The 17,644-nt window shown below is 68.4% G+C and carries 14 protein-coding genes and 1 pseudogene; 7 read left to right on the plus strand and 8 right to left on the minus strand.

Annotated features, from left to right (window positions below):
- A pseudogene (locus tag MRY84_RS14665) lies at positions 1-495 on the minus strand (MBL fold metallo-hydrolase); the annotation flags it as partial.
- A gap of 135 nt (positions 496-630) precedes the next feature.
- Here MRY84_RS14665 and MRY84_RS14670 point away from each other — a divergent pair.
- The 5 genes from MRY84_RS14670 to MRY84_RS14690 all read left to right on the plus strand — a co-directional run bounded on the left by MRY84_RS14670 (position 631) and on the right by MRY84_RS14690 (position 7,500).
- Entirely contained in the window at positions 631-1,611 is a 981-nt protein-coding gene (locus MRY84_RS14670) for a helix-turn-helix domain-containing protein (protein ID WP_291506443.1), read from the plus strand.
- A 180-nt stretch (positions 1,612-1,791) separates the two neighbouring features.
- A complete protein-coding gene (locus tag MRY84_RS14675; RefSeq protein ID WP_291506472.1) occupies positions 1,792-2,601 on the plus strand; it encodes a PPK2 family polyphosphate kinase in 810 nt (269 codons plus the stop codon).
- 183 nt (positions 2,602-2,784) lie between these two features.
- Positions 2,785-4,092: a Glu/Leu/Phe/Val dehydrogenase gene (locus tag MRY84_RS14680; RefSeq protein WP_291506444.1), complete on the plus strand. Its 1,308-nt coding sequence runs from the start codon at positions 2,785-2,787 to the stop codon at positions 4,090-4,092.
- A gap of 367 nt (positions 4,093-4,459) precedes the next feature.
- Positions 4,460-6,106 carry an AMP-binding protein gene (locus MRY84_RS14685; RefSeq protein WP_291506445.1) on the plus strand — a complete coding sequence of 549 codons (1,647 nt, stop codon included), beginning with the start codon at positions 4,460-4,462 and terminating at the stop codon, positions 6,104-6,106.
- Positions 6,106-7,500: a glycoside-pentoside-hexuronide (GPH):cation symporter gene (locus MRY84_RS14690; protein WP_291506446.1), complete on the plus strand. Its 1,395-nt coding sequence runs from the start codon at positions 6,106-6,108 to the stop codon at positions 7,498-7,500. Before MRY84_RS14685 ends, MRY84_RS14690 begins: the two co-directional genes overlap by 1 nt.
- 46 nt (positions 7,501-7,546) lie before the next feature.
- On the opposite strand, the gene MRY84_RS14695 is transcribed toward MRY84_RS14690, so the two are convergent.
- On the minus strand, positions 7,547-8,692 hold the full coding sequence (locus MRY84_RS14695) for a hypothetical protein (protein ID WP_291506447.1): 1,146 nt from the start codon (positions 8,690-8,692) through the stop codon (positions 7,547-7,549).
- 156 nt (positions 8,693-8,848) lie between these two features.
- On the opposite strand from MRY84_RS14695, the gene MRY84_RS14700 reads away from it, so the two are divergent.
- Positions 8,849-9,496 (plus strand): hypothetical protein, encoded by a 648-nt coding sequence (locus MRY84_RS14700; protein WP_291506448.1) that lies wholly within the window; start codon positions 8,849-8,851, stop codon positions 9,494-9,496.
- A 665-nt stretch (positions 9,497-10,161) separates the two neighbouring features.
- Here MRY84_RS14700 and MRY84_RS14705 read toward each other — a convergent pair.
- The 6 genes from MRY84_RS14705 to MRY84_RS14730 all read right to left on the minus strand — a co-directional run bounded on the left by MRY84_RS14705 (position 10,162) and on the right by MRY84_RS14730 (position 16,029).
- The gene (locus tag MRY84_RS14705) at positions 10,162-11,436 is read right to left on the minus strand and encodes an SH3 domain-containing protein (RefSeq protein WP_291506449.1); all 1,275 of its coding nucleotides are present in this window, start codon (positions 11,434-11,436) and stop codon (positions 10,162-10,164) included.
- A gap of 119 nt (positions 11,437-11,555) precedes the next feature.
- Positions 11,556-12,995, minus strand: coding sequence for a tRNA 5-hydroxyuridine modification protein YegQ (yegQ, locus tag MRY84_RS14710; protein ID WP_291506450.1), 1,440 nt, complete (start codon positions 12,993-12,995; stop codon positions 11,556-11,558).
- Between the two features lie 38 nt (positions 12,996-13,033).
- Positions 13,034-13,966 (minus strand): tRNA 2-thiocytidine(32) synthetase TtcA, encoded by a 933-nt coding sequence (gene ttcA, locus MRY84_RS14715; RefSeq protein ID WP_291506451.1) that lies wholly within the window; start codon positions 13,964-13,966, stop codon positions 13,034-13,036.
- Positions 13,967-15,031: a homocysteine S-methyltransferase family protein gene (locus MRY84_RS14720; RefSeq protein ID WP_291506452.1), complete on the minus strand. Its 1,065-nt coding sequence runs from the start codon at positions 15,029-15,031 to the stop codon at positions 13,967-13,969.
- Between the two features lie 21 nt (positions 15,032-15,052).
- A complete protein-coding gene (locus tag MRY84_RS14725; RefSeq protein ID WP_291506453.1) occupies positions 15,053-15,565 on the minus strand; it encodes a GNAT family N-acetyltransferase in 513 nt (170 codons plus the stop codon).
- Positions 15,559-16,029 carry a rhodanese-like domain-containing protein gene (locus MRY84_RS14730; RefSeq protein ID WP_291506454.1) on the minus strand — a complete coding sequence of 157 codons (471 nt, stop codon included), beginning with the start codon at positions 16,027-16,029 and terminating at the stop codon, positions 15,559-15,561. The genes MRY84_RS14725 and MRY84_RS14730 overlap by 7 nt, the downstream gene beginning before the upstream one ends.
- A gap of 111 nt (positions 16,030-16,140) precedes the next feature.
- On the opposite strand from MRY84_RS14730, the gene MRY84_RS14735 reads away from it, so the two are divergent.
- Positions 16,141-17,595 carry a PLP-dependent aminotransferase family protein gene (locus tag MRY84_RS14735; RefSeq protein ID WP_291506455.1) on the plus strand — a complete coding sequence of 485 codons (1,455 nt, stop codon included), beginning with the start codon at positions 16,141-16,143 and terminating at the stop codon, positions 17,593-17,595.
- Positions 17,596-17,644 lie beyond the last annotated feature (49 nt).

A 17,644-nucleotide genomic window follows, 5' to 3' on the forward strand; every position in this document is an offset into this window, starting at 1 on the left:
GACGCTGGGCTCGCCCGGCAGCTCCAGCAGGTAGCCGTGGCCGTGCTCCATGAGGCGACCCACCCAGCCCCGGCCGTGCACGCAGGGTATGGGCGTGATGTGGCCGCCCAGCGGGAGCGGCACCGGCTGGCGGGCCGGCCCCGTCAGCGGCAGCACCTGCAGGCCCCGCTGCGCGAGGTAGCCGGCATCGCGCGGCATGCAGATCACCGGAATCTGCCGCTCGCGCAGAAAGCGCTTGCCCTCGCGATCCAGGTGGTCGAAGTGGCCGCGCTGGCAGTGGGTGATGAGCGCGTGAGTTACGCGTTGCAGCAGTGCGTCCGCGTCCTCGGGCAACTCGACGATGGGATTGCGCTGGCGGCCCGCGCCCAGGTAGCGCAGGGCGGGCAGGCTGCCCCGGGGCGCCAGCATCGGGTCCACCAGCAAGCCCACAGGCTGGCCCTGTGCGGGGGTGAATTCAAGCAGCACGGTGGCATTGCGCAAGTGAGTGATCTGCATGGGGCGGGCTCCAAAGCCAAAGGGAATGGTGTGGATTTTTGGGATACGCCGCCGCGGCGAGAATGGCCAGGTAGGACAACTTCTTTCCAATTTCTGCCACAGGTCCTTTCACCTTTTCTCCCTATCCCTGCTCACATGCCTCCACCTCCCGTCCCTCCCCTGCGCCTGGCGCTGCTGCTGTACCCCGGGTGCATGCCCGCGGGCCTGTTTGCCACGGCCGACCTGGCGCGTGCCGCCAACCTCCGCGCGCAGCGCGACGTGGTGACGACGTTTTGGGCCGGGATCGACCTGCAGCCTGTGCCCACCTGGCAAGGCCCCGCCCTCGCGCCCGCCGTGGCCCTGGCGCAGGCCGAGGTGGACGCGGTGCTGGTGCCGGGCCTGTGGCTTTCGTCGCCGGACGGCTGGCAGGCGCCCGGACTGCAACAGCAGCTTGCACCCACCGTGGCCGCGCTGCGTGCCCTGCCCCGCCGCACGCACGTGTGGAGCTATTGCGCGGGCGTGGCGCTGGCCGCTGCCAGCGGCCGGCTGCGCGGGCGCAGCGCCACGGCCACCTGGTGGCTGCGCGCCGCACTGGAGCAGCAATTTGGCACGGTGCACTGGCGCTTTGACGAGCCCTTGGTGGAAGACGGCCCCGCCACCACCGCCACCGGCGCGAACGGACACCTGCCCCTCCTGCTGCATGCCCTGGCACAGCGGCTGGACGCCGCGGCGCTGGGCGATCTGCAGTCGCTGCTGATGCTGCCGCGCCCGCGCACCACCCATCCCGCGTTTGCGGGCCAGGACCTGATGGCCGTGACCGACCCCACCTTGCGTCGCGCCGTGCTGTGGGTGCAGCGCAGCCCCGCCAGCGCACTGCGCCTGCCCGCGCTGGCCGAGGCGCTGGCCATGTCACCCCGCACGCTGGCGCGCCGGGTTCACGCCCACACGGGCTTGTCGGCTGCGCTGTGGATGCGGCGCATCAAGCTGCGCCAGGTGAGCGAGGCGCTGTGTGACACCGCGCGGCCCCTCAAGCGGATTGCCGAAGACCTGGGCTTTTCCAGCGAAGCCGGCCTGCACCGCGCCTTTCAGCAGGCCACCGGGCAGACACCGCTGGCCTACCGCCTGGCCCACGGCTGAAGCAACGCCCACCGCGCCACGCACTCGTTCACAAAGAGGCGCCGGGCATGCGCAAGGTTGCGATCAGGAATGGCCGCGGTCCCCGCCCACAGCGGGTATCTTTGGCACTCCGGCGCATCGCGCCGCCCTGCCAGGAGCCTGCCCATGCCGTCGCCCTTTGCCGCCACCCCGCCAACCTTCATGCAGCGCCTGCAGCCGTGGCAGCCGTCGGGCCAGAACCTGTCGCTGAACGATTTCGACGCCGGCGCCAAACCGTTCTCGATGGGCGACAAGGCCCGCGACAAGGCCGCAGTGGAAGAACTGGCGGTCGAGCTGGACGCGCTGCAAAACCTGTTCTACGCCGACAAGCGCTACAAGCTGCTGGTGGTGCTGCAAGGCACCGACACCTCGGGCAAGGACGGCACCATCCGCGGGGTGTTTGGCCGCATGAGTGCCCTGGGCGTGCATGCGGTGGGCTGGAAGGCGCCCACCGAAACCGAGCGCGCGCACGACTACCTCTGGCGCATCCACCAGCGGGTGCCGCAGGCCGGCGACGTCACGGTGTTCAACCGCAGTCACTACGAAGACGTGCTGGTGCCCGTGGTCAACGGCTGGATCACGCCCGCCCAGCACCGGCAGCGGCTGGCGCACATCAACGACTTTGAACGCATGCTCAGCGAGACGGGCACCATCGTGCTCAAGTTCTTGCTGCACATCGGCTTTGATGAGCAGCGCGAGCGCCTGCAGGAGCGGCTGGACGACCCGGCCAAGCACTGGAAGTTCAGCATGGGCGATGTGGAGGTGCGCAAACAATGGGCCGAATACCAGCGCGCCTACGGCACCCTGCTGGCCGACACCCACACGCCCTGGGCGCCATGGACCATCGTGCCCGCCAACTCGAAGACGCATCGCAACCTGATGATTGCCACCATACTGCGCGAGGTGCTGCAGACCCTGGACCTGCGCTACCCCACGGGCGACCCGCAACTCACGCACTTCACCGTGGAGTAGCGCGGGCCGATCCCCTCGCAAACCCCGGTTCGACGCTCCTGCACCGTGCTGCATTGCAGCATTGGCGCGGCTTGCGGGACGATATGCAAAAAGCGCATAATCCCCAAACACTCCGGCCTTGGACACCCCAGGGAGCTGAGGCATACAGTTCGCCGTCTGAATCGATCCCACAAGGAAACTCACATGTCGCACCCCGTCGGCGCCCCCGCCGCGCAATCGCACCCCCTGCCCTCGTACCTGCAGGCCGACAACCTCGGCCCCTGGGGCATCTACCTGCAACAGGTGGACCGCGTCACCCCCTACCTGGGCCACCTGGCCCGCTGGGTCGAGACGCTCAAGCGCCCCAAGCGCGCGCTGATCGTGGACGTGCCGATCGAGCTGGACAACGGCACCATCGCCCACTTCGAAGGCTACCGCGTGCAGCACAACACCAGCCGCGGCCCGGGCAAGGGCGGCGTGCGCTTCCACCAGGACGTGACGCTGTCCGAGGTGATGGCCCTGTCGGCCTGGATGAGCATCAAGAACGCAGCCGTGAACGTGCCCTACGGCGGCGCCAAGGGCGGCATCCGCGTGGACCCCAAGAAGCTGTCGATGGGCGAGCTGGAGCGCCTGACGCGCCGCTACACCAGCGAGATCGGCATCATCATCGGCCCCAGCAAGGACATTCCCGCACCTGACGTGAACACCAACGGCCAGATCATGGCGTGGATGATGGACACGTACTCCATGAACACCGGCGCCACCGCCACCGGCGTGGTCACCGGCAAGCCCGTGGACCTGGGCGGCTCGCTGGGCCGTGTGGAAGCCACCGGCCGCGGCGTGTTCACCGTGGGGGTCGAGGCAGCCAAGCTCACCGGCCTGTCGCTGGACGGCGCCCGTGTGGCCGTGCAGGGCTTTGGCAATGTGGGCGGCATCGCTGCCAAGCTGTTTGCCGAAGCCGGTGCGAAGGTGGTGGCCGTGCAAGACCACACCGGCACCATCTTCAACAGCAACGGCCTGGATGTGCCCGCCCTGCTGGCGCATGTGAAGGCACGCGGCGGCGTGGGCGGCTTTGCCGGCGCCGACGTGATGAAGCCGGAAGAGTTCTGGGGTGTTCCGTGCGAGATCCTGATCCCCGCCGCACTCGAAGGACAGATCACCAAGGACAACGCGGGCCAGATCAAGGCCAAGCTCGTGATCGAAGGCGCCAACGGCCCCACCACCCCCGAAGCCGACGACATCCTGCACGACAAGGGCGTGCTGGTGCTGCCCGACGTGATCGCCAACGCCGGTGGCGTGACGGTGAGCTACTTCGAATGGGTGCAGGACTTCTCCAGCTTCTTCTGGAGCGAGGACGAGATCAACGCCCGCCTGGTGCGCATCATGCAAGAGGCCTTTGCCGGCGTCTGGCAGGTAGCCCAGGAGCACAAGGTCAGCCTGCGTACCGCCACCTTCATCGTGGCCTGCCAGCGCATCCTGCACGCTCGCGAAATGCGCGGGCTGTATCCATAAGCCGCCTGAGACGCCTTCAGCGCCTTCTTCGACGGGGGCGCATCCACTGGACTGGCGGGGGACCGCGCCTTGTGTTGAAGGGCGCTACCCACCCACCGCTCACGCCGGGCCCATCGTCTCAACCAGGACCATGGGCTCCCGCCAAACCGCCAGCCGCCGCGATCCGGCGCTGGCGGTTTTTCTTTGGGTGTGGCCCGGTGTTGTGCACGGGCGACGGCGTTGGAGCGGGGCGCCGCCGCTCACCACGGTAAAACGACCGCACAGCCGGCGTTGAAACCAAAAGATACGTATACATACAAATCGTCATCTCTGGTCACAGAGACGCGTGAAAGACTGCCCGACTCCGTGTCCTTTTGGGAGATTCCCGGTGGCCATCCCGTCCCTGCGCAGCCTGGTGGCGCGCTTTCTGCTCAACCGGCTGCGCACGGCGCGGTCGGTAGCCCGCCTGGCGTACCGCCGCCACCCCCACCAGCCCGCGCTGATTGACCGGCGCGGCACCCTCACCTACGCCCAGCTGCAAGAGCGTGTGCAGCGCCTGCAGGCCTGGATGCAGGCGCAGGGCGTGAAGAAGGGCGATGTGGTCTTCACTTGGCTGCCCGAGACTGGCGAGCAATATGAAACCCGCCTCGCCACGTTCGAGAACGGCACCATCTTTGCCAGCTTCCACAAGCATCTGCCGGCCGACGCGGCGCTGGCCACCATCGTGCGGGTCAAACCCACGGTCTTCATCCACGACCCACTGCTGAGCGCGCCCATCCTTGCGGCCGTGCGCGAGGCCTTGCCTGGCTTGCGCATGCTGGCGCTGGGCGCAGACTACGAGCAGGCCCTGGCGCAACACGCGCCTGCAGCAAGCACGGCCGAGGTGCATGAGGACGACATGTTTGCGCTGCACATGACCTCGGGCACCACAGGCCTGCCCAAGTCCGTTGGCTACAGCCACCGCAAGTACCTGGACAGCGTGCGCCTGATCTCGCGCTCCATCGACTTCAAGCCGCCTGCGGGCGGCCCCGACGTGAACATGCTCGGCCTGCCGCTGACCGGCCCTGGCTCGGGCCTGGTGCTGCCCACGCTGCTGGCGGGCGCGGCGCTGGTCATGCCCGAGGACTTTCGGCCCACCACGCTGGCGGGCCTGATCCAGAAGCACCGCGTATCGCGCGCGTTTCTCTCGCCCTCGGCCATCATCGACCTGCTGGACGAGCCCACGCTGGGCGAGTACGACCTCTCGTCCCTCACCCACGTGCCCTACGGCTCGGAGATGATGCCCGCGCCCAAGATCGCCGAGGCCATCCACCGATTTGGGCCCATCTTCCAGCAAGGCTATGGCTGCCTGGAGGCGCTGCCTCCCGTCACTTGGCTGCTGCCGCACGAGCACGTGGATGCCGACGGCAACCCGTTGGGCAACGAAATCCTCTCCACCGTGGGCCGCGTGATGCCGGGGGTGGAGGTCGTGATCCGCGACGATGATTTCAAACCCCAGCCCACGGGCCGCATGGGACTGATCACCGTGAAGACACCGGTGCGCTTTGATGGCTACTGGCTTGACCCCGAGAAGAGCCGCGAAACCCTGCGCGACGGCTGGGTGGTGATGGGCGACCTGGGCTACTACGACGCGGCGGGCTACTTGCACGTGCTGGGCCGCAGCGCCGACCGCGTGGCGCGCAACGGCCAACTGCTGAACCCGCGCGAGGTGGAGGAGGTGGCCCACACGCATTCCGCAGTGAAGGAAGCCTGCCTGGTGCAGCATGGCCCGCTGGCGGTGCTGGTGCTGAGCCTGCGCCGCAGCTGGCGCACCGGGCACGACTGGGCGGCCCTGGAGCGCGACATCGCGCAGTACTTGGCGCACAAGCTGCCGCCTGCACTGCAGCCCGACGATGTGCGCATCGTGGAGGAGATCCCGCGCAGCTTCCTCAACAAGATGCTGCGTCGCGAAGTGCGGCTCATGCTTGAAGCCGCACCACCGCGCGCGGCTGCGCCAGCGACATCGCCCTCCACCCCCTCGTCCGTGGCCCCGTAATGCACGCCAGCACACCCTCCAGCGCCCCCGGTTCATCGCCCCTCACCCTCGGCACCAAACTCAGTTACGCGGTCGGCAATGTCGGCCTGCAGATGCTGATCGCCGCCATGAGCTTTCTGCTCATGATCTTCTACACCGATGTGGCGCTGGTGCCGCCGGCAGTGGCTGGCGCGGCGCTGCTGGTAGGCAAGGTGTGGGACACCGTCAACGATCCGCTGTTCGGCTGGATAACCGACCGCACCCGCTCGCGCTGGGGGCGCCACCGCGTGTACCTCATCTACGGCGCGATCCCGCTGGGCATTGCGGCGGCCGCAGTGTGGATGGTGCCGCCAGGGCTCTCTGCGATGGCGGCGTTTGTATGGATCGCTGTCACCTACACCCTGTTCGACACGGTGATGACTCTGGTGCAGCTCCCCTACCAGGCCATGGCCGCGAACATGACGCGGGATTACGACGAGCGCACCAGCCTCACGGCGTTCGCCTCGCTGGGTGCCCTGCTGGGCTTCATGGCAGGCAGCGTGCTCATGCCCGTCATGGTGCGGGCCGCGCCCGATGCGCGCACCGGGTACGCGCTGGCGGGTGCATGCTTTGGCCTGATGGCGGGCACGGCGATCGCCGTGGTCGCCTGGCGCGTGCGCGAGCCGCAGGCCAACGGCCTGCAGGCGCGAGCAGAGACAAACACATCCGCCTCGCCGCAGACGATGTGGGAAAGCGTGCGAGAGACCCTGCGCACCACGCTGCGCAACCGCCCCTTCTTGCTGCTGATGAGCGCGGCCACGCTGGTGCGCCTGGGCCTGACGCTGGTGCAGACGGCGCTGGCCTATTTCGTGATCTACCAGCTGCAGGGCGACAAAGGCGACCTGCCCCGCTACATGGGCACGCTGCTGGGCGTGGTGGGCGTGTCGCTGTTCGGGTGGAAGGTGGTGGTGGACCGCTGGGAAAAGAACCGTGCCTACATTCTGGGCCTGGTGCTGTGCGCCGCCGGGCTGCTGGCGCTGTACTGGGTGGGGCCGGGCGACCAGCGCAAGGTGATGGCCATCCTGGTGGTGATCGGCATCGGCATGGGCGCCCACTGGATCGTGCCCTTTGCCATGGTGCCCGACACCATCGACCACGGCCACATGCAGGCCGGAGAACGCCAGACCGGCATGTACTATGGCCTGTACGGCCTGATGGACAAGCTGGCGCGCACGCTGGCCACCGTGACGGTGGCGGGCATGCTGGACATCACAGGCTACGTGCCCAACGTGGCCCAGTCGCCCGCCGCGCTGCAGGGCATTGCGCTGGTGACCGGCGTGCTGCCCGCGCTGTGCTTGGCGCTGGCCGTTCCGCTGCTGGTGGCCTACCCCATCACACGATCGCAGCACGCGGACATCCTGCAAAAGACCCGGTAAGGCGCCCTGCAATGGCAAACCGGTGCCACCATGGGCCCGTCGCGCGCTATGCGCCAGGCGTGGGCCCCACCGGCTCCGGTGGCACTACGCCGCGCATCGCCAGGCAAAAGGGCTGGACGCATTCCGCCCGCGCCGCGTAGGGGCAGCCCACCGTTTCGCACAGGCCCGAGGCGCCATTGCGCGCGCGGTCTTCCTCGCGCGGCACCTGGCCGCTGGCCTGCAGCACGGCCATCTGCGTCCAGGGGTCCAGCCGGCCGGACGTGGCTTGCTGCAGCAGGTCGCGGCCGTACACCGTGGCGGCCGGCTGCGGCTGGAAGTCCAGCACCAGCAGCGCGCTGGTGCGCGGCGCGGACGGCTCCATGCCCTGCAGCACCAACGCCGTCACCCCTGACTGCAGCGCTTGCGCGTTGCCTGCGAAGGGTACCTGCAGCGCGGCAGCCATTGGCACGGCAGCAGCAGAAGAAGCAGACGGCAGCGGCCCGGCGGGCGTTGCCTGCGCGGCCTGCGCCGCCAGCCAGGGTACCGGCACCCGCAGCGTGAGCGCAAAGCCGCGCGGCCCCTCGGGCGTCTGGGCCGTGCCCTGGCGCACCAGCCAGGTCTGCAGCGGCGGCTGTTCGGCATCCAGCGTGCCACTCTCCAGCGCCTGCGCGAGGCCCATGGGCCAGGGCTGGGCCGACACCACCCGCTGCGGCGCACCGCTGCCGGCCGTAACCTGCTGCACCACCACGCTCACCATGCGCATCAGCGGGGTGCGGAGGCCCGATGCAGGCCAGGCCGCTGCGCCAGCCGCCGAGGTTGCGGCAGGCGCCGCCACGGCGGGGGCACCAGCGGGGAGCGGCAACTGCGGCACCGGCCCGCGGGGCACGCTGGCGGCACTGCCCGCGCTCTTCGGGGCGGCGTCCGCACCTCCGCGCCGCGGGTCAAACCCCGCGCCCAGCTGCTCCCGCGCCTGCGCCGAGATGCTGGCCTTGTCTGCCGGTGCTGGCGTGGGCAGCGGCGGTGCCCCGGCGGGCGGCGACGAGGGTGTTGGCGGCGGCGCGGCAGGGTCCGCACCGGGCCGCGCCGGCACCGGCACCGGCGCGGGCTTGTCCAGCCCCAGCAGGGACGACTGCCGCTGCAGCGCCGCCTCGGCCAGGAACTGGGCCACGGGCGGGAGGGCAACGCTGCGGGAAGAATCGATGGGTCCGGCCATAGGGTCTGGATTCTGGAGTGATTTCGCGGGCGTGAACAGGGCGCAGCGCAGGCAAAGATTCGCCTCCGCATAAACTATCAAATTCATAGCTGCTTGCGCTTGACTATCAAGCGCAAGGGGCCATTTGGCTCACAACCCCCTGCCACCGGTCCCGCCATGCCCCCATCCCACGCCACCCCAACCCAGCCCCCGCCCCACCCCTGGAGTGCACCCGCCCTGCTCGGCGCGGTCATCGGTTTTCTGCTGATGGGCGCCTGGGTCTACGCGCCCGGCTGGGAGCGCGCCTTCCGCTCCGACCACTCGCCCGCATCGTGGCTTTCCGGCGCGCTGCTGCTGGCGCTGAGCACCACCGCCCTGCGCCTGACGGCTGAACGCTGCCTGCCCTGGCGGCTGGGCGTATGGCTGACGCTGGCGTTTGCGGTGCTGGCGGTGGACGAGCAGTTCATGCTGCACGAGCTGTGGAAGTTTCGCTGCCATGAATGGGCCGACGCCTGCCGCTGGGGCGCCGTGCGCGAGGCGCCGATGATTGCGGTGGCCGTGGTGGGTTTGTTTTCGCTGGCCTGGCTGCACCGTGCGCTGAGCCACCGCAGCACCCGCGCCCTGCTGTGGGTCGGGTTTGCGGTGGGATTGGCAGCGATAGGTGTGGACCAGTGGCCGGAGGTGCAGGCGCGTATGGACTGGCTGCCTGAGCTACCTGCGTTGTTGGCCACGCTGGAGGAAGCGCTGGAGGTGGTGGCGGAGGCGCTGGTGTTGGGGGCGCTGCTGCGGGAGCCGGCCTATCATAAGTTTGTGCGTGAGGCCTAGCACTTCAACAAAGAGCATAAAAGCCACTTGGGGCGGTCAGCCCGGCCGATCGCAAAGCTATAGTGGTACCGCTCGCAAAGCTAGTTGCGCAGAAATCAAACTAAACGTTTGCACAACATTTTCGCTGCAGCCAAAGATGGCCTATTGCCCCAACTGCTCCCAGCCTCTCGAGTCGACTAAGGTGTCGATTTGCCCACATTGCGACGCGCTTTTTGGCCCGGGCAGTTCTTGGACGCCGCTAGCGACGCACCCTTCGGATCGCTCAAGTGGTGGGCGTTGGGGGTGCCTTGTCCCAGTGCTTGCACTGGCAATCTGGCTCGGCATCGGCGTAGTAGCCATCGCTTCCGTAATTCCATACGGTGGTTCGAGTGGCTGGTGGGAGGTGTGGGGAATGTTTACGGGACTACTAGTCCTGGCCAGTGGAATATGGTTCGTGAGCAAGGTCGTTGCCTTCTTTCGCAACTAAAGCTTCCCGACGGCAACTGCGGAGCAAGAGAAACTCCTACCGCTTCGGGCATTCGCCGGCTTCGGTCGTTCGACTACGGCACGCCAATTGACACCAACGCTAACTGTCAGACCCTATGAGAGCTGGCGCCGACCACCAGTTTTCTCGCTGAGCGTTTGATTTCCCGCCCAATCGGCTGCCCTTATCCGATTCCCTCCACTCACGTGCACTCCTCATCCACCCAAACCCCCGCCCGGAACCACTGCCCGTTGACATTGACATACCACCAGAACTCAAACACCGGCTCGTAGCTCATGCTGCCCGGCGAGGGCACGTCGATGCGCAATATGTCCGCCACGCCGTCGCGGTCCAGGTCGATCTCGTGCACTGTGACCGCCGTGTTCTTGCGCTCGGGTTTCGGGCGGTAAGGCGGGTCGGCGGGCATCAGCCAACTGGTGGCGTAGCGTTTGGAGCGCGCCTTCACCGCGTCGGGCGGCAGCTTGCCGGGCAGCACCAGGCGGGCCAGGACCTGGGCGGTGTCGGACAGCTTGGCGTAGCCGCGCACGGGCTCAGCTTCTTCGCCGGGGTCGTCGAAGCCACGGCCGGGGTAGTGGCCGCCGCAGTAGTGCGCGTCGTTGCTGATGTCCCACGCGCGCTGGCGCACGGTGTGCGCGCCCACGAGGCCCTGGTGGGTGATGGCGTAAATGGTCAGTGGCGGAGCGAACGCCAGGTCGGCGGTGCCGACGTCCCAGAAGCCGGTGACGTATTCGATCTCGGGGCCGCTGTGGCGTGCAAACCGGCCCACGGGAGCGCCCGTGGGGATGACACTGGCGCGCGCACCGGACACGGCAGCCAGGCCATCGGCATCGGTTTCGTGCAGCAGGGCGACGCCGGCGTGGGTGCGAAAGTACGACGGGGACACGGCAGGTAAGACGGGCTGCGCGGCCAGAGGCGCCACGGCCGGGATGTTGTCCTTGGCGCGGGTGGCCAGCTTCACGTCGTCCAGCGGGTTGACGGGCTGACCCCGGTCGATCTCCTGCTCGGGGCGCAGCAGCACGCCAGCGCGCAGGAGCTTCTTGGCGGCTTCCCACTCAGGGCGTTGGGGGTATTGCACGGGCGTATCGAGCGCGTGGGTCTTGGCCAGCGCGTTGATGTGCAGCGCGGCCGGCCGGGGCAGCGCGTTGCCATAGGCGCGCAGGCGGTTGGGCGATGGCGCCGCCCAGAAGGCGCGGGCCGCATCCTTGCCCGCCTGCGCCAGGGTGAGGGGCTGGTCGGCCAGCAGGTTGCAGGCGACGTGGGCCTGCAGCGGCTGGGGCAGCGGCGGGCCGAGACGTGCATCGCCGGCGTAGAGCACGGCGCACCAGCCGTCGCGCTCGGTGAGCTGCTGCACCACCGTGTTGGCGGGCACCTGCGCCACCACGCGCGCCTGGGGCTGGGCGGCCTCGCGCAGGTTGACCCAGGAGCCTTGCACGTAGCGCGGCTTGGCGGTTGCCACGGTCGGCGTCTGTGCGTTGGCTGGCACCACCAAGGCTGCGCTCAACAAAGCAGCAGTGGCCCATTGGCAGGCCCGCGTAGAGTGCACAAAGGTCTTCATGCCCCAGCCCCGCACGAGGGTTACATCGCCAAGGCGGGCTCGGCCGCCGCCGCAGGCGGCTGCGATTCGATCACGCGCGCCAGCAACGCACCGCTGTAGCGCGCGGGCAGCGGAATCCACACGCGCACGGGGCTGCCCTGGGCGACCTGCACGGGCTGGCCCTCCACGTTGCGCATTTCCTGCAGGCGCACGGTGGTGTTGCCGCTGGGGTGCACCACCTCGATCAGATCGCCTACAGCGAAGTGGTTCTTGGTTTCCACCAGCACCCAGTCGCCTTGCAAGCCGACATCGGCCAGGCCTTCGGTGCCCAGCACCTCGCCCACGTACTGGCTGCGCTGCGTGGCGGAGTGGCCGCTCAGGTAGTTTTGATAATCGTTGCTGGGCCGCCGCTCCAGCAGGCCGCCGGTGTAGCCGCGGTTGGACAGGCCTTCCAGCTCGATGAGCAGCTCGGGGTTGAAGGGGCGGCCCGCCACGGCGTCGTCAATCGCGCGGCGGTAGACCTGGGCGGTGCGGGCCACGTAGTACAGGCTCTTGGTGCGGCCTTCGATCTTGAGGGAATCCACCCCGATCTGCGTGAGGCGCGCCACATGCTCCACCGCGCGCAGGTCCTTGCTGTTCATGATGTAGGTGCCGTGCTCATCTTCCATGATGGGCATGAGCTGGCCGGGACGGCCCGCTTCTTCGATCAAATACACCTTGTCGGCCTTGGGGTGGCGCTCGCCGCTGCCGGTGGTGGAGGCAAAGGCCTGCTCGGCCTTTTGCTGTGCGGCCTCGAAGTTGAAGTCGCCTTCCATCTTTTGCGGGATGGCTTCGCCCGTGGTGGGGTCGATGTCGGCGTCGTGCGTAGCGTAGTTCCAGCGGCAGGCGTTGGTGCAGGTGCCCTGGTTGGGGTCGCGGTGGTTGAAGTAGCCGCTGAGCAGGCAGCGGCCCGAGTACGCGATGCACAGCGCGCCGTGCACGAATACTTCCAGCTCCATGTCGGGGCATTCCTGGCGGATCTTTTCAATCTCGTCCAGGCTGAGTTCACGCGAGAGGATGATGCGTTCCACGCCCATCTTCTGCCAGAACTTCACCGCCGCCCAGTTGGTGGTGTTGGCTTGCACCGAGAGGTGCACCACCTGCTCGGGCCACTTTTCCTTGACCATCATGATCAGGCCCGCGTCGGCCATGATCAATGCGTCAGGTTTGCAGTCGATCACGGGTTCGATGTCGCGCAGGTAGGTGCGGATCTTGTCGTTGTGCGCAATCAGGTTGCTGGTCACAAAGAACTTTTTGCCGCGTGCGTGGGCCTCGTCGATGCCTTGCTTGATCTGCTCCAGGCGGAACTCGTTGTTGCGCGCGCGAAGCGAGTAGCGCGGCTGGCCGGCGTACACCGCGTCGGCGCCAAAGTCGTAGGCGGCGCGCATCTTGTCGAGCGAGCCAGCGGGCAGGAGGAGTTCGGGGGCTTTGAGCGTGGTCATGGGGTGGCCCAATCTAAAAATCGTCGGGAGTCAGAGGTTCAGCGGGGCATCAGCCGCAGGCCCGCGAGCATGCCCACGGCCTGCGCTGGAAACTCTTCGGCATCAAACGCCTTGTCGCCATCGGCGTCCTGCACGCCGTTGGGCACCAGGCCCTTGAAGTCGAACTGGCGCGGGTCCATGAAGTGCGAAGGCACCAGGTTGCGCAGCGCCACGGCCATGTTCTCGATGCGGCCGGGGTAGAGCTGCTGCCAGTCGCGCAGCATCTGGCCGATCTGCTTGCGCTGCAGGTTCTCCTGGCTGCCGCACAGGGTGCAGGGGATGATGGGGAACTGGCGGTGCTCGGCCCAGCGTGTGAGGTCGTCCTCGGCCACATAGGCCAGCGGGCGGATGATGAGGTGGTCGCCCCGGTCGCTCTGCACCTTGGGCGGCATGCCCTTGAGCTTGCCGCCAAAGAACATGTTCAAAAAGAAGGTCTGCAGCATGTCGTCGCGGTGGTGGCCCAGCGCGATCTTGGTGGCGCCCAGCTCGTCGGCCACGCGGTACAGAATGCCCCGGCGCAGGCGGCTGCACAGGCTGCACATGGTCTTGCCTTCGGGGATGTGCTCTTTGACGACGCTGTACGTGTCCTGCGTTTCGATGTGGAAGGGCACGCCCACCCGGGTCAGATATTCGGGCAGCACATGGGCCGGAAAGCCGGGCTGCTTCTGGTCGAGGTTGACGGCGATAAGCTCGAACTTGTGGCCGTTGCGCTGCTGCAGCATGCGCAGCACGTCCAGCATTCCATAGCTGTCTTTGCCGCCCGACACGCACACCATCACCTTGTCGCCGTCTTCAATCAGGCCAAAGTCGCCAATGGCCTGGGCCACTTGGCGCACCAGGCGCTTTTCGAGCTTGGTGGCCTCGTGCGTTGAATTGCTATCTTTTAGATAGCTTTTAGCGCTTGCTACTTCAGCGCTGGAGGCCGATTTCATTCAAACCTCTGCGGGGTAGAACATCTTGCGCGTCGGCACGCCGTCCACCGCCTTGGCAATGGCGCCGATGTGGTCGGGCGTCGTCCCGCAGCACCCCCCCACGATGTTGACCAGCCCCTCGGCCGCGAACTCGTGCACCAGACGGCTGGTGACCTCGGGCGTTTCGTCAAAACCGGTGTCGCTCATGGGGTTGGGCAGGCCGGCGTTGGGGTAGCAGCTGATGAACGTGTCTTCGGCCACGCGGTTCAGCTCCTGGATGTAGGGGCGCATCAGCGTGGCGCCCAGGGCGCAATTGAGGCCGATGGCCAGGGGCCGCGCGTGGCGCACGCTGTGCCAGAAGGCCGTCACGGTCTGGCCGGAGAGGATGCGGCCCGACGCGTCGGTGACGGTGCCGCTGATGATGATGGGCAGGCGCTCGCCGCTCTTTTCAAAGAACTCGTCGATGGCGAACAGAGCCGCCTTGGCGTTCAGGGTGTCGAAGATGGTCTCGACCAGCAGCACGTCGGCGCCGCCTTCGACCAGGGCCTCGGTCTGCTCGTAGTAGGCGGCGCGCAGGGTTTCGAAGTCGATGTTGCGCGCGCCGGGGTCGTTCACGTCGGGGCTGATGCTGGCCGTCTTGGGCGTGGGGCCCAGGGCGCCGGCCACGAAGCGGGGGTGATCGGGCGTGCTGTACTTGTCGCACGCGGCGCGGGCCAGCTGGGCGGATTTGAGATTCATCTCGCGCGCCAGCTCGGCCATGCCGTAGTCCTCTTGCGCCACGGTGGTGGCGCCAAAGGTGTTGGTCTCGATCAGGTCGGCGCCGGCGGCGAGATACCGCTCGTGGATGTCGCGGATCACGTCGGGCCGGGTGATGGACAGCAACTCGTTGTTGCCCTTCACGTCGCGTGGAAAGTCCTTGAAGCGGTCGCCCGCGCCATCCGGGCCGTTGTAGCCCTCGCCCCGGTACTGCGCCTCGCCCAGCTTGAAGCGCTGGATCATGGTGCCCATGGCGCCGTCGAGGATGACGATGCGTTGGGCGAGGATGTCGGGCAGTTGCGCGGCGCGCGTGTAGGCAGGCGTTTTCATCCCCCGATTGTAGAAACCCGGTCAGCCACCGGGCCTGTCAGGGGTTTCAGCGCACACCAGCGTGTAGCGCTGCTTGGCCAGCCGCGTGGCGCCCAGGCGGTCGTAAAAGCGGATGGCGCCTTCGTTCCACACCGGCGTCTGCCACTGCAGCTGCTCGCAGCCCAGGGCGTGCGCCCGGTCCACGGCGGCCTCCAGCAACGCGCGGCCCAGCCCCCGGCCCCGCGCCGCCGGTTCGAGGTACAGGCAGTCCAGGTGCAAGAAGGGCCGCGCCGCCAGGGTGGCGTAGTCGAGGGTGGCGCTGGCGTAGCCCACGGCGTGCCCCTCCATCCAGCCCAGCCACGCATGGAGCCGCCCGGCCTCCAGCGCGCGCGCAAGCCGCTCGGCGTGGCCCTCGGCGTCATGGGGAATCTGCTCGTAGGCCGCGTGCGCCGCGCACAAGCAGGCCAGCACCCCTGCGTCGGCGGCCAGGGCGGGGCGCAAGTCCCAGCCCACCCAGCCGCGGGCGGACGGGCCGCCCATGGCGCGGGTCAGCATGCGCACTCGATGGCGGGCCGGGCGGCGGGCATGGCGCCGCGCTCGGGGCCGGTGGCGACGGGCTGGCCGTCGCGGATCCAGAAGTCCAGCCCGCCGAGCATCTCCTTCACCGTGAAGCCCAGGCGCGCCAGCTTGTACGCGCCCCGGGTGGAGCCGTTGCAGCCGATGCCGTCGCAGTACGTGACGTAGACCTTGCTGCGGTCGAGGTGCGCCGTGCTCTGCTCGTCCATGGTGCGATGGGGAAAGCTGATGGCGCCCGGCACGTGGCCCTGCTCGTAGTGGGCCGCGGAGCGGGTGTCGACCACGACGATGGCGTCGATGCCGTTGCGCAGGTCTTCGGCCACGTCCCAGGCATCGGCGTGGTAGCTGAGCTTGGCGGCCATGAAGTCCCGCGATTGCTCGGGCGTGGGCGCGGGAAAGGCCAGGACGGTGGATGCGGGGGCGGCAGGCATTGTGGTGGTCATGGAAAAGTCCTCCGGGGTTGGAATTGCATTGCTGCGACAGGAGGAAGTGTCCACCGATTTGGACTGATCAATAATGCCAATCTTGCCATTCAGATAAGACCAATTTCATCTATGAAGCCCCGGTTGCTGCTCACACTGCTGGAAGACGCCACCGGTGGCGGCCGGCGCGAACGCCTGTGCGCGGCGCTGAGGGAGGCCGTGCGCACCGGGCAGGCCGTGTTGGGCGAGCGTCTGCCCTCCACGCGCGACCTGGCGCACGACCTGGGGCTGTCGCGCGTGACGGTAGAGGCCGCCTACGCCCAGCTGGAGACCGAGGGCTACCTGCACCGGCGCGTCGGCCAGGGCAGCTTCGTGGCCATCGACATGCAGCGGGGCGCAGCGTCGTCCGCCGCAGGTGCCGCACCGCGCCGGTCTCGCGCGGCCCGCACGGCGCCAGCGGCGGCGTTGCCCACGCTGTCCCGGCGCGGGCAGCGCATGGTCGACACCGGCGGCTGCGCCGAGCCCGACCGCGCCCGTGCCTTCGTGGCCGGCAGCCCGGACCTGCACGCGTTTCCGGTCGACCTGTGGCGGCAGCTGCTGCAGCGCCGCCTGCGGCAGGACGCCGGGCCCCTGCTGTTCTATGGCGACCCGCAGGGGCTGCCCGCGCTGCGCGACGCCATCGCGCGCTACCTCACGCAGTCGCGCGGCGTGCGCTGCCACGCGGGCCAGGTGCTGGTGCTGACCAGTTCGCAGCAGGCCCTGCAGCTGCTGGCCGCGACGCTGCTGGATGAAGGCGACACCGTGTGGATGGAAGACCCCGGCTACGCAGGCGCCCGCACCGCGTTCCGCGCGAACGGTGCCCAGGTGGTGGACATGCCGCTGGACGACGAGGGTGCGCAGCTGCTGCCGGCTTCGCAAGCGCCGCGGCTGATCTACCTCACGCCTTCGCACCAGTTCCCCACCGGGCGGGCCATGTCCCTGCGTCGCCGGCTGGCCTTCATCGCCCACGCGCAGGCCACCGGAGCCTGGCTGATCGAGGATGACTACGACAGCGAATTCCTCTACGACCACCAGCCCACGCCCGCGCTGCAGGGGCTGGACGCGCAAGGCCGCGTGCTCTACATCGGCACGTTTTCCAAGTCCCTGTTCCCCTCGGTGCGGCTGGCGTACATGGTCCTGCCCGAGCCGCTCGTGCAGCCCCTGGTGACCGCCCGCACCATCTACGACGGCCACCCTTCGCAGCCCATGCAGGCGGTGGCGGCCGACTTCATGGACCAGGGCCACTTTGCGGCCCACCTGCGGCTGATGCGCCAGCTCTACCGCAGCCGGCGCGACGCCCTTCTGCAGGCGCTGCACACCCACCTGCCCTGGGCCGAGCCGCTGGACAGCCGGGGCGGCCTGCAGATGGCCGTGCGGCTGACCGAGGGCAGCGAGCTGCAGCACACGCGCCGTGCGCTGGTACGCGGCATCGCCACGCCCAGCCTCAGCGAGCTCTACCATACGGCCCCCGCCATGGCGGGCTGGCGACTGGGCTTTGCCGCCCTCCCGCCCGAGGCGATCGAGTCGGCCGTTCGCGCATTGCGGTGAAGACCCAGAGTCCGAGCCTGCCACGCGGGCGGGGCGGGTGCCCCGGCGG

Source organism: Acidovorax sp., from assembly GCF_022763525.1.
Lineage (GTDB): Bacteria > Pseudomonadota > Gammaproteobacteria > Burkholderiales > Burkholderiaceae_C > Acidovorax.